The organism is Streptomyces sp. NPDC060232 (assembly GCF_042726555.1).
GTDB lineage: Bacteria > Actinomycetota > Actinomycetes > Streptomycetales > Streptomycetaceae > Streptomyces.
This window is the reverse complement of the sequence record NZ_JBHXAG010000006.1, coordinates 115,426-127,794: the sequence shown is the minus strand read 5'-3', so window position 1 is coordinate 127,794 and position 12,369 is coordinate 115,426. Positions and strand designations below refer to the sequence as shown.

Genomic DNA, 12,369 nt, shown 5'->3' with positions numbered 1-12,369 from the left:
TGTCGGCCGACCACAGGCACCCGGCCGACTTCCGGCCCGCACGACCGGGAGCCCGGGCGGCACTGCCGCTCTCTACAGCAACTGCATTGGCAGGCGTAGGGCCCCAGCCAGGTGGGCATGGCTCTCCGGACGCCTCGTGGGGTCTTGGGGTATCCCTCAGGGGCTTGACCCGCTTCCTGGGTGGTGTGGGGACCCTGTCCACCCGGACCAGAGGCGGGCAAGAAGCGTCAGCGCGCTGCACATCTCGCTCACTGTGCGCGTAACGCACACCGCAGCCTGTCCAATTTGCGCCGCGCAGATCTCTGACCTGCGGTTTCTCTGCACATGTTTTGATAGATCCTATTTCGATGACCCATCATGTCGAGGGCGCGCGATCCATGAGCCTGCGGCAAAAAACCCTTGGCCGGCGGTTTCTCAGATGTGCGTGAAAGGGTGACCGGAGGAAGAGGTGAGCGAAGTGGTCCACGAGCCTGGGCAATTCGGCCAGGCGGAAGCGAGTCGTGGCAGCACGGCAACTGGCCCGGATGTGGAGGGCGCAACCCGCCTCGCGACGATCGGCTACTTGGTCAGTGGGGAAGTCTGAGGTGGCGCCAGGAGGAGCGCGTCGTCCTGTGCCCCAAAGCCCCTGATGGGTCATCAGGTAAGTCAGCATCTGATCAGCATCAGTCCCCAAGCCTTCCAGAGTGGCTGAGTGATTGGACGCCTGGTCGGCGGCGTCACGACAGCCCGGTTCGCGCGAAGGCGCAGGCAGGGGCTTTCTCGCCAGAGGGGGGCGATGTTCCTAATAATCTTCGATCTGACGCGTGCCGATGTACAGTGAAGAACGCCCTTGACCTGCAGAAAGCTGGCAGGGAGCCGTCTTCTAGGAGTTCAAAATGCTGCGCACCATGTTCAAGTCCTACATCTGACATCCGGACGTTTCCGCAGGTCAGCGCCGTGCTGTCGGGGTCCAGGTCAGCAAGTAGTCAGCATCGGTCCCGACTATGTCCCCCGTTGTTGATCTCGGTGACCGCAGGGGGCGAATGCCGGCGGCCTCCCTTCTGCAGCGGAGGCTTGGCTCTTGCCCTGCTGGTCACAGCAGGGTCTTCGCGTTCTGGCGGTAGCCCCGTACCTGGCCCGAGACCTCGGTCCGCCGGTTGCTCGTGGCTGCCCGATGAACCGAAGAGCCCGCAGGTGATCCAGATGATCACCGTCCGGTGGCCCCTTCCCCTGCCCTGTCCTGCCCACCCGTTCCGCTTTGAGATGCGTGTTGAAGGCCGACGCCACTGCTGCCGGCCCTGCGGAAGATCGCCCTGGCCTGCTGTCGGTTCGGCGGGCGGCAACCTTTTGCGGAGCTGTGGCGACTGACGGGCGACCCGAAGACGATCACACCCACGGATCGTCCGATCACACCGCCGCATGCTGCTGCACACCGCTGACCAGAACCGGTGTGCGAGGCAGGCTCGGAGCGAGGCCCCCCTGAACGAGACGGATCCCACCGCGCACGGTCGCGGTCGGCGCACGCGCGCGGCCGGTGGCGAGCGACGTACGCGTGGACGCCACCGCCGGCGCTGGACGACGATGGGTCTGGCGCTGGGCGTGCCCGGTGTGCTCGGCCCCTACCTGCTGTTCGTGCAGGCCGACTCGGAGGCCGCGACGTTGGATTCCGACGCCTATTACGAGGTGGTGTCCGTGCGCAGCGACAAGGTGCTGGACGTGCCCGGCGCGGACACGTCGGACGGCGCCTGGACACGGCAGCAGAGCCGCGTGGCCGGTGCCGCGAGTCAGCACTGGCGGCTGAGGCCGATGGGGGAGGCTACTACGAGCTGGAGAACCGCAGCAGCAAGAAGGTCCTCGGTGTGCGGGGTGCCTCCATGCAGTCGGCGGCCGCCATCGAGCGTCCGGCCACGGCGACGCCGCGCAGCAAAACGAACGGCGTGACGGCCGGTTCGGTGTGGAAGCACACGCCGTCCACCGGGGGCTGGAAGAACATCTCGCCGTCCAGTGGCGGTTACGGGTTCGCCGGCCTGGCGGTCGATCCGCAGCGCCCGTCCACGGTGATGGTCACCACGCTGGACCGCTGGTGGCCCGCGGACGAGATCTACCGGTCGGCCGACGGCGGCGCCTCCTGGAAGGCGCTCGGCGCGACCTCGGTCCGGGACAACTCCGCAGCGCCTTACGTGGGCACCGGCATCGGTCATTGGATGGGCGCCCTGGCCATCGACCCCTTCGATTCCGGGCACGTGCTGTACGGCACGGGATCGGGGATATGGGGCAGCAACGACGTGACCGCGGCGGACACCGGGCGGGCGACGCACTGGACCATCCCGGCGAAGGGGTTGGAGGAGACCGCGACGCTCGGGCTGATCAAGCCCCCTGGTCTTCCCCTGATCAGTGCGCTCGGCGACGTCGGCGGGTTCCGGCACGAGGACCTCACCAAGGTGCCCGCCAAGGCGCTGTCCGGACCGCTGTTCACCAACACCACGGGAATCGACTTCGCCCAGTCGAAGCCGCGGTTCATGGTGCGGGTCGGTCTTGGTGGCGAGCAGCACGGCGCCTATTCGACCGACGGCGGAGCCGACTGGGCACCCTTCGCCGCAGCGCCGGTGCGCGACGCGGGCGGCGGTTCCGTGGCCGTCTCAGCGGACGGCGCCGCCGTGGTGTGGGCCCCCGATAGGCAGATTCCGTACTCCTCGACCAACCGCGGCTCGGCCTGGACGGCGGCCTCCGGTCTGCCCAAGGACACGGCCGTGGTGGCCGACCGTTCGGCGGCGAACACCTTCTACGCCCTCAGCGGCGGCACCTTGTACGCGAGCACCGACGGCGGGAAGCACTTCACCGCCCGGGCCACTGGTCTGGGCGGCGGGCAGCTCAAGACGGTTCCGGGCATGGCCGGTGACCTGTGGATCGCCGGCGGGGACAACGGACTCCTGCACTCCACCAACGGGGGGAAGAGCTTCGGCAAGCCCGGCGGCGTGGAGCAGGCGAGCGCCGTGGGCTTCGGCAAGCCGGCCCCGGGTGCCCGTTACCAGGCGCTGTACCTCAGCGGGAAGGTGAAGGGCGTCACCGGGCTGTTCCGTTCAACCGACGGCGGCTCGGTCTGGGTCCGGATCAACGACGACCAGCACCAGTTCGGCGGGATAGCCGTCAACGTCATCAGCGGCGACCCCGACGTGTACGGGCGGGTCTACCTGGGCGCCTACGGCCGTGGCGTGGTGTACGGCGACCCGTCCTGATGCTCCAGGCCCGTGGGCGGGCGGCGGTCCGCGCCGTCCACCCACGGGCCGGCGAACCGGCACGGCCTCACTGTGCCGGGGTGAAGCCGCCCCAGACCGAGAGGGCGCCGCGGGGGCCGCCGGCGTCGACGCGGTAGCCGTCGTGCTCGACCTCGCGTGCGCCGGCGGCGTGGTTGTACTGGCCGGCGAAGACATGCTGTCCGGCCGGTACCGTGCGGCCCGGCTTGAGGATCCAGCGGTAGACCACTGCTGCGCCCTCGTTCTGCACGGTGACGGTGAAATCCTCGGCGGGCAGCGTCCGCCAGCTGCCGGTGCTCTGCACCGCTCCGGTCTGCGTGATGCGCAGTTCCACGGTGAGCGCGGTAAGCGGTTGGGCGGACGTCAGGGTGATGTTGCTCTGCGCCCAGAAGCTGTTGCTGTTCGTTCCCAAGGAGCCGGCCGACGACAGAGGCCCGTCCTGGACGTGCGCGTTGCCTGGCCGGGCCGAGCCCGCGGCGCCTGACGCCGAAGGGCTGGGGCCCGGCGTGGACGAACGGTCCGGCGTGGTCGGGCGGCCGGTGGCGGGCGGCGATGGTGTCGGCCGGGGAGTCCCGGACGGCGCGGCGGGGGTGGCCGAGACATCCGGCCGGGCCGGCGGCGACTGGACGATGGCGGCGACGGCGAAGCCGCCGATCGCCAGAGTGCCGGCCGCGGCCAGGGAAGCGAGTGCGATCCTGGGCCAGGGCCTCGCGCCCGCGGACTCGCGGTGGCGGACGGGGGCACCGGACATGCCGCGTTCCACGCGTGCCAGGATCCGGGCACGGTCGGGCTGGTGGGCCTCGGCGGCCGCGCGCAGCCGCCCGGTGAGTTCCTCGTTCAACGGCTCCTCCTCCCCGCCAACAGTTCCCCGGCTGCTCCTGTGCTGCCCAGCATCCGTTCCAGCTCGGCCATCCCCTTCGAGGTCTGGCTCTTCACCGTACCGACCGATATTCCGAGCGCCAGAGCGGTGTCCTTCTCCGACAGGTCGAAGGCATGCCGCAGGACCACGCACGACCGCTTCCGGAACGGCAACCGGGCGAGAGCGGTCCGCACGTCCACCACGCCGGCCACGTCCGGACCGTGCAACGGCTCCGCACCGCGGGACCAGAACAGGGCGATCCGGCGGCGCTCGCGCACCGTGCTGCGGATCCGCGACCGTGCCAGGTTGGCGACCACACCACGGGCGTAGGCGAGCGGGTACTCGGCCTGGCGCAGCCGGTCCCAGCGCTGCCACAGCGCGAGCAGGGCGTCCGCGGCCAGATCGTCGGCGCCGTCCGCCTCGCCCGTCAGGAGACGGGCGAACCGGGCGAGTTCGGCGTAGTGGCGTTCGAAGAAGTCGTGGAACTCCGCGGACGCGTCATCGAGGACCATGTCCGTTGGTCGTCCCCTCCGCAAAATGTGTGCGCTAACATCCGGGCGGCAGCGTACCAGTGCCCGGTTGGCCAGGGCGCGCCGATGCGCCGTGCCCCGGCTCCGCCACCCCGCCGCGGTGAGGTTTCAGTGCGCGGCGAACTGGACCCTGGTCGGTTGTGCGACGTTCGGCAGCAGCGCGGTCCCGTCGACCGTCAACTGCTCTCCGTAGATGTCGGTGATCCTTATCGCGCCGCCGCACCCACCGCCGTCGGCGGAGAGGAAGTAGTTGTAGTCGGTACGGGGCAGCTTCCGCCAGCCCTTGCTGGTGCGTACCTCCAGCCGTGCGACCGGATTCCGGTGGTCGATCACCTGGATGCCGCACCAGTGGGCGCTGGACCCGGTCTTGTACCGGAGGGAGAGGGCGTCGGACGTGCGGGGGCTCACCAGGCTCCAGGTGATCGGGATACGGCCGACCTTGAGCTCGGCCAGTTTCGCGAAGGCCTGTTCGCTGAGGTCCAGTTGTCCGGGCGCGCAGGGCAGCGGGCATTCGTTGGTGATCCGGACCGTGATCGAGGCGCCGTTCGCGGCGCGTACGCGCACGTACGCGCCGCAGGCCCTGGACGACTCGTAGTCGGTGGTGTTCATCGCCGCGATCATGAGGTCGTCGCTCGGGCCGAACAGGCAGGCGCCGTTGCCGTCGCCGGCGGCGTAGGCGGTGGCGACGCCCTTGTAGGTGGTATCCGGCCGGATGCGTCCTGCCGACGGTGCCGGGGTGGATGCCGCCGGTGGGGTCTTCTTCGCCGTAGGCGGGGGCGCCGCCGCGGTGGTTGCTGCGGCGGTCGCGCTCGGGGTCGCCGCGGCAGGCGAGCCGGCCGCCGGGGGTGCTGGGCTCGTCGGGGCCGAGGACGCGGCTCCCGTACGGGTGGCGGCGGGGGCGGCCACGTCGGTCCCGGCGTCGGCCCCGGCTCCGGCCTTGGGGCCGGGGAGCATGGCCGTCATCAGGCAGAAGAGGACGCCCGCGGCGGTCAGTATCACCGCTGTACCGAGCATGAGCCTGTGTCTGCGCCTGCGCTGCCGCGCGGCTTGCCGTGCAGTGTGCATGTCCGTCCGTTCGAAGATCCGAGTCGAGGTGCACTGCCTGGTCGCCGCAGGACGCGAAAAGGTTGCCGACGGTGGGAAGCAGGCGCGCGGCGGGTCCTTCAGGGCGGCCGGGCAGCAGTGTCCCGCATCGGTCCGCTCACTGAGCGAGGGAGTGCGGGGAAACGGGCTGGGCGGCACGGATGCCGGCGGAAATGAACACCGAGGGCTTGGCGGTGCTTGCCGGCGGGGTGCCGCCGGTGCGGTACGGGACGCCGCTGTCCGAGTCTTGTGCGCAGGGATCCTTCGTCCGTCGGCTGCTGGAACTTCCGCAGGTGGCAGGGGACCTGCACAGCCTCGTGGGCCCGGAGCCCTGGGTGGACCACCACTTCGTGCACACCCGCGAGCCCCACAGGGGCGAAGCGCGGCCACTGCACGGGGACGCCGTCATCGACGTTCGGCCGGACGCCTTCGACGTGCAGCTGATGTACTTTCCGCAGGCGATGACGCTGGAGATGGGCGGAACGCTCACCGTGCCGTTGGTCCAAGCCGCTCACCTGATCCCGCCGTACCCGGGGCATGAGTACGACGTCTCCTTCCTCAAGCACGAGTTCTTCTTCGAGCGGATCGTCGACGCGCGAGCGGAGCCGCAGGAGGCGGGCTCACGGTAGGCGAGTCGTCCCTCCTCCTGCGGGCGGCGGCGCCGAGCCGAGGAGGGGCAGGGTCAGCCTCCGGCCTTGCGCTTGTTGTAGACGTCGAAGCCGACGGCCGCCAGCAGTACCAGGCCCTTGATCACCTGCTGGTAGTCGGTACCCACGCCGACCAGCGACATGCCGTTGTTCAGCACGCCCAGCACCAGACCGCCAGTGAGCGCGCCGAGGACGGTACCCACACCGCCGCTCGCGGAGGCGCCGCCGATGAAGGCGGCGGCGATCGCCTCCAGCTCGAAGTTGATGCCGGCCTGCGGAGTACCTGCGTTGAGCCGCGCGGCGAAGACCATCCCGGCCAGGGCCGCGAGGACGCCCATGTTCACGAAGGCGAGGAAGACGACCCGCTTGCTCTTCACCCCGGACAGCCTCGCCGCCGCCTCGTTCCCGCCGATGGCGTAGGTGTGCCGGCCGAGGATCGAGTTGCGCATCACGTATCCGAAGCCGACCAGCAGGACGCCGAGGATCAGGAGGACGATCGGCACCCCGTGGTAGCTGGCCAGCAGCAGCGTGAAGGCCACCACGGCCGTGGTGATCGCGCCGAGCTTCACCAGGAACAGACCGGCCGGGAGCGGTTCCAGCCCGTACGAGGCGGCCCGCCGCCGTCCGCGCACCTCCTGCAGGATCGCGACGACCAGCACCACGAAGCCCAGCAGCAGGGTGAGGTTGTGGTAGTTGGTGTGGGGGCCGACCGCGGGGAGGAAGCCGCTGCTGATGTTCTGGAAGCCCTTGGGGAACGGCGCCACCGACTGGCCCTGAAGGAGGATCTGGGTCCCACCGCGGAACAGCAGCATGCCAGCCAGCGTGACGATGAACGAGGGGATCCCGAGATAGGCGATCCAGAACCCTTGCCAGGCTCCGGCGAGAGCCCCGATCAGCAGCGCGGCCACCAGCGCCACGGGCCACGGCGCGTGGTGTTTGACCATCATCACCGCCGCGGCCGCCCCGACGAAGGCGGCGAGCGACCCGACCGACAGGTCGATGTGCCCGGCGATGATCACGATCATCATGCCGATGGCCAGGATGAGGATGTAGCCGTTCTGCTGGATCAGATTGGTGATGTTGAGCGGCTGGAGCAGGATGCCGCCCGTCCAGAACTGGAACAGCAGCACGATCAGCGCCAGCGCGAGCAGCATCCCGTACTGGCGCAGGTTGCCGCGCAGCGCTCGGGCCAGTACGGCACCGGCCGACGGTCGTCGGCCGGGCTCCGGTGTGCGGGGCGTGGTGTCTGGGGTGGTCTTGGTCTGGGCCATGCCTCACACCTGCTTGTCGGGGTATGCCGCGCTCATGGTCATGAGCCGCATGAGGGATTCCTGGGTGGCTTCCGCGCGGTTGACCTCACCGGTGATCCGGCCTTCGGCCATGGTGTAGATCCGGTCGCACAGGCCCAGGAGTTCGGGGAGTTCGGAGGAGACGACGAGCACCGCCTTGCCCTGGGCGGCGAGTTCGGCGATGACGGTGTAGATCTCCGCCTTGGCGCCGATGTCGATGCCCCGGGTGGGCTCGTCGAGGATCAGCACCTCCGGCTCGGCGAAGATCCACTTGCTGAGGACGACCTTCTGCTGGTTGCCGCCGCTGAGTTTGCCGGTCTCCGCGAACACCGAGGGGGCCTTGATGTTCATGGTCCGCCGGAACGATTCGGCGACCCTCGCCTCCTCGTGCCGGTCGACCCAGCCCCGCCGGGCGACCTTGCCGAGGGCGCTCAGAGAGATGTTCCGGCTGATGTCGTCGCCCAGGTTGAGACCGAGCTGCTTGCGGTCCTCGGTCACGTACGCGATGCCGTGCCCGATCGCCTCCGGCACCGTCCTGGTACGGATCTCCCGGCCGTCCAGCCGCACCCGGCCGCCGGTCCACCGCCCGTACGAGCGGCCGAAGACGCTCATTGCCAGTTCGGTGCGGCCTGCGCCCATGAGGCCGGCGATGCCGACGATCTCGCCTCGACGGACGTTGAGGGAGACGCCGTCGACCACCTTGCGCCGGTGGTCGATCGGGTGTTGGACGCTCCAGTCCTCGATCTCGAAGGTGACCTCGCCGATCTCGGAGGCGCGCTCGGGGTAGCGGTGTTCCAGGTCGCGGCCGACCATGCCGCGGATGATCCGCTCCTCGGAGATGCCCTCGGGACCGATCGCGATGGTCTCGATGGTCCGCCCGTCGCGCAGGATGGTGACGGCATCGGCGACCCGGGCGATCTCGTTCAGCTTGTGCGAGATGAGGATGCAGGAGATGCCCTGTGTCTTGAGTTCGAGGATCAGGTCGAGCAGCTTGCGGCTGTCCTCGTCGTTCAGGGCGGCCGTCGGCTCGTCCAGGATGAGCAGCTTGACCTTCTTGGCGAGCGCCTTGGCGATCTCGACCAACTGCTGTTTGCCCACGCCGAGATCGGCGATCCTGGTGTGCGGGCTCTCGTCGAGTCCGACCTGCCGGATCAGTGCGGCGGCGTGGGTCAGCGTCTTGTGCCAGCTGATGACGCCCCGGGTGGCGTGCTCGTTGCCGAGGAAGATGTTCTCGGCGATGGACAGGTAGGGCACCAGCGCGAGTTCTTGGTGGATGATCACGATGCCGCGCTGCTCGCTGGCCCGGATGTCCCGGAACCGGCAGGGCTCGCCCTCGAAGTGGATCTCACCCTGGTAGCCGCCGTGGGGGTGGACCCCGCTGAGTACCTTCATCAGCGTGGACTTGCCGGCGCCGTTCTCGCCGCAGACGGCGTGCACCTCACCCGCGGCGACGGTGAGGTTGACCTCGGAGAGGGCCTTCACACCGGGAAACGTCTTGCTGATCGACCGCATCTCGAGAACGGGTCGGGCCATGGTTGTGCATCCGTATCGTCGGGGCGGTGCGGCGCCGGGCGGTCCCGCGGGCGTCGCACCGCCGTTTCGTCGTCGCCGGACCCGTCGGTCGGGCTCCGTGGGCTACTTGAGCTGGTCCGCGGTGTACTGGCCGCTTTCCACCAGGACCTTCTGGTAGTTCTCCTTGTCGACGCTGACCGGCTGGAGCAGCTGCGCCGGTACGGTCTTGACGCCGTTGTCGTACTGGGTGGTGTCGTTGACCTCGGGCTTGCCGCCGGTCAGCAGCGCGTCACCCATCTGGACTGCGGACTTGGCCAGTTGGCGGGTGTCCTTGTAGACGGTCTGGGTCTGCTCGCCCGCGATGATCGACTTCACCGAGGCCAGCTCGCCGTCCTGGCCCGTGACGACGGGAATGGGCTGGCCGGCACCGTAGCCGACGCCCTTGAGCGAGGAGATGATGCCGATCGAGATGCCGTCGTACGGCGAGAGCACGGCGTCGACGCGGGCGGCGGTGTACGACTTGCTCAGCAGGTTGTCCATCCGGGACTGTGCGAGACCGCCGTCCCAGCGCAGCGTGGCGATCTGGTTGAAGGAGGTCTGGCCGCTCTGCACGACCAGCTTCTTGTCGTCGATGTACGGCTTGAGGACGCTCATCGCACCGTTGAAGAAGAACGTGGCGTTGTTGTCGTCCGGTGAGCCGGCGAACAGCTCGATGTTGAACGGGCCCTTGCCGTCCTTGAGACCGAGCTTGTCGACGATGTAACTGCCCTGGAGGACACCGACCTTGTGGTTGTCGAAGGTCGCGTAGTAGTCGACGTTCCCGGTGCCGCGGATCAGCCGGTCGTAGGAGATGACGGGGACGTGGGCGTCGGCGGCCTTCTGCAGCACGTTGGTGAGCGAGGAACCGTCGATGGCGGCGATCACCAGCAGCTTGGCGCCCTTGGTGATCATGTTCTCCACCTGGGAGACCTGGTTCTCCACGACGTTGTCGCCGTACTGGAGGTCGGTCTTGTAGCCCTTGGCCTGGAACTCCTTGACCATGTTGTTGCCGTCGTTGATCCAGCGCTCCGACGACTTGGTCGGCATCGCGATGCCGATGAGGCCGCCTTTGGCATCCCCGCCGGCCCCGCCATCGCCCGCTCCGTTGGCGCTCTGGCCGCAGGCTGCCAGCGACAGCGTCAGACCCACGGTGACAAGGCCCGCTGAAAACTTCCGCACAGTTCCTCCAGTGATGTTCCGCGACCGGCACAGTGCGACCCGGCTGGGAGAACCGGAAGCGGTCGAGCGGGGCCGGCCGGGAGTCGTTTCCTCGCGCCGTGCGAAGTCGGGGTGGCAGCGGCTCCGGCCTGGCGATACCTGAGTGTTAACGCTCACAAGAATGCCGTCAAGGGTATGTTCGGATCACCGTTGGGTTAACAATTCCGCAGGCGATCGGCTTCCTCTGGCGGGGCACCTGCACGTCGGGCGCGTCCGGGCGCGCTGACCGCAAGCGGCCTCTGCGGCCTCTGCGGCCTCTGCGGCTTCGGGTAAGCGTTGGTCCCGCCAGTGGTCCGGATCTCGGTCCTGAGGATCCGCACGCCGCACGCCCGGATGGTGGTGGCCCCGCCGCATGCCCTTGTCCGTTGACGCTCACATGGCCTTCGCCGAGGGCCGGTAGCGTACCGTAGCCCGGAGTCGAGGAGGGAAGTGCGAGTGGGAACCGACAGCGCCGGGACCGAGCAGCGCCACCCAGTGATGGCGGACGTGGCGAAATTGGCCGGCGTGTCCCACCAGACGGTGTCCCGGGTGCTCAACGGCGCCCCGCACGTGCGGCCCGGCACCCGGGAGCGGGTGCTCGCAGCCATCCGGGAGCTGGACTACCGGCCCAACTCCGCTGCCCGCGCCCTGGTCACCCGCCGCTCGCAAACCCTCGGCGTGGTCAGCTTCCAATCGACCCTGTACGGTCCCGCCTCGATGCTGGACGGCATCGAGCAGGCTGCGCGCAGTGCGGGGTATTCCGTCAGCGTGACAAGTCTGCGCTCCCTGGACGGCCGCTCGGTTCAGGAGGCTGTCGACCGGCTGCGCGACCAGGGCGTGGAAGGCGTTGCCGTGATCGCGCCCCAGATCTCCGCCGTCAGTGCGGTGGCCAGGCTCTCCAGCTCCGTTCCGGTCGTCGCGGTCGGATCGGGCAGCCAGTCGCGGGTTCCCATGGTCTCGGTGGACAACCGCTCCGGCGCCGAAGCGGCCACCAGGCACCTGCTCGATCTGGGCCACCGCACCGTGCACCACCTGGCCGGCCCGGCCAACTGGCTGGAGAGCCAGGACCGCCAGGAGGGCTGGCGCGGCGCGCTGGAGACTGCCGGAGCCCCCGTGCCGCATGTCGAGCGCGGCGACTGGAGCGCGCGCGCCGGCTACCAGGCGGGCTTGCGGATCTCCGAACTGGGCGACGTCACCGCCGTCTTCTGCGCCAACGACCACATGGCGCTCGGCCTGCTGCGCGCCCTGCACGAGGCCGGCCGCTCGATCCCGGGCGACATCAGCGTGGTCGGCTTCGACGACATTCCCGAGGCGGCCTACTTCACCCCGCCCCTGACCACCGTGCGGCAGGACTTCGGCGAGCTCGGCCGCCGGGCCCTGGAACTGCTCGTCGAGGAGTTGGAGGGCGTCGCGCACACCCGCCCCCATGTGCGGATCTCTCCGGAGATGGTGCTGCGTCGCAGTGTGGGTCCCGCCACCCGCCATTGAGCCGGCACCATCGGGCCCGGGCTGACCGCCCCAGTGGCCCACACTCTGTGAGGCGTCCGCCGCACTCGGTTGAGGGCTCCGCCACCCTTGACAGGGACAGAATGTGAACGCTAACAATTTGGCATCAAGACGCAGGCCGAGACTGCCTTCGAAAACGCGGGTTCCGGGGAGGCGCGGCTGGAACTCTGCCGGTGACCGGATGCTGGCGGAGATCAGTGTTTCGGTCACCGGCGACCGCTACACGAGTACGACCGTCGCGGCCGAGCTCGCCGTTCCGCTGGACGGCGTCCACGACCTGCGGCTGACGCTGCACGGCGGCTTCCGTCTGGCCGCTTGCGGCTTCACCACGTCCGGCGGGACGACCGACTGAGGCCCGCACCTGCGAGACCGGCGGCCCGTCCGAGGGGGGCGGGCCGCCACCCCTGCCCACAGCAGTGCCCGGACCTGCGAGGCAAGGCTCCCTGCGGCCGCCAAGCTCCGTCGCCTCGCCAC

The 12,369-nt window shown here is 69.3% G+C and carries 8 protein-coding genes and 2 pseudogenes; 4 read left to right on the top strand and 6 right to left on the bottom strand.

The window, feature by feature from the left end; genetic code table 11:
• Positions 1-1,560 precede the first annotated feature (1,560 nt).
• Positions 1,561-3,215, top strand: a pseudogene (locus ACFWFZ_RS11830) (RICIN domain-containing protein).
• Positions 3,216-3,282: 67 nt separating this feature from the next.
• Here the strand turns inward: ACFWFZ_RS11830 and ACFWFZ_RS11825 are convergent.
• From ACFWFZ_RS11825 to ACFWFZ_RS11815, 3 genes are all read right to left on the bottom strand, one after another.
• A complete protein-coding gene (locus ACFWFZ_RS11825) occupies positions 3,283-4,074 on the bottom strand; it encodes a hypothetical protein (RefSeq protein WP_387120270.1) in 792 nt (263 codons plus the stop codon).
• Positions 4,071-4,604, bottom strand: a complete 534-nt coding sequence (locus tag ACFWFZ_RS11820) for a SigE family RNA polymerase sigma factor (protein ID WP_112447285.1) — start codon at positions 4,602-4,604, stop codon at positions 4,071-4,073. Before ACFWFZ_RS11820 ends, ACFWFZ_RS11825 begins: the two co-directional genes overlap by 4 nt.
• 126 nt (positions 4,605-4,730) lie before the next feature.
• Entirely contained in the window at positions 4,731-5,636 is a 906-nt protein-coding gene (locus ACFWFZ_RS11815; RefSeq protein ID WP_387120267.1) for an expansin EXLX1 family cellulose-binding protein, read from the bottom strand.
• Positions 5,637-5,866: 230 nt separating this feature from the next.
• Between ACFWFZ_RS11815 and ACFWFZ_RS11810 the strand changes: the two are divergent.
• A pseudogene (locus ACFWFZ_RS11810) lies at positions 5,867-6,202 on the top strand (phytanoyl-CoA dioxygenase); the annotation flags it as partial.
• 185 nt (positions 6,203-6,387) lie between these two features.
• On the opposite strand, the gene mmsB reads toward ACFWFZ_RS11810, so the two are convergent.
• The 3 genes from mmsB to chvE all read right to left on the bottom strand — a co-directional run bounded on the left by mmsB (position 6,388) and on the right by chvE (position 10,371).
• Entirely contained in the window at positions 6,388-7,623 is a 1,236-nt protein-coding gene (gene mmsB, locus ACFWFZ_RS11805) for a multiple monosaccharide ABC transporter permease (protein WP_387120264.1), read from the bottom strand.
• Positions 7,624-7,626: 3 nt separating this feature from the next.
• The gene (gene mmsA, locus ACFWFZ_RS11800) at positions 7,627-9,174 is read right to left on the bottom strand and encodes a multiple monosaccharide ABC transporter ATP-binding protein (protein WP_387120261.1); all 1,548 of its coding nucleotides are present in this window, start codon (positions 9,172-9,174) and stop codon (positions 7,627-7,629) included.
• A 102-nt stretch (positions 9,175-9,276) separates the two neighbouring features.
• Entirely contained in the window at positions 9,277-10,371 is a 1,095-nt protein-coding gene (gene chvE, locus ACFWFZ_RS11795) for a multiple monosaccharide ABC transporter substrate-binding protein (protein WP_387120258.1), read from the bottom strand.
• A 474-nt stretch (positions 10,372-10,845) separates the two neighbouring features.
• Between chvE and ACFWFZ_RS11790 the strand changes: the two genes are divergently transcribed.
• Both ACFWFZ_RS11790 and ACFWFZ_RS11785 read left to right on the top strand, forming a co-directional pair.
• Positions 10,846-11,877: a LacI family DNA-binding transcriptional regulator gene (locus ACFWFZ_RS11790; protein ID WP_387120255.1), complete on the top strand. Its 1,032-nt coding sequence runs from the start codon at positions 10,846-10,848 to the stop codon at positions 11,875-11,877.
• 199 nt (positions 11,878-12,076) lie between these two features.
• Positions 12,077-12,247 carry a hypothetical protein gene (locus ACFWFZ_RS11785; RefSeq protein WP_387120252.1) on the top strand — a complete coding sequence of 57 codons (171 nt, stop codon included), beginning with the start codon at positions 12,077-12,079 and terminating at the stop codon, positions 12,245-12,247.
• Positions 12,248-12,369: the final 122 nt, after the last annotated feature.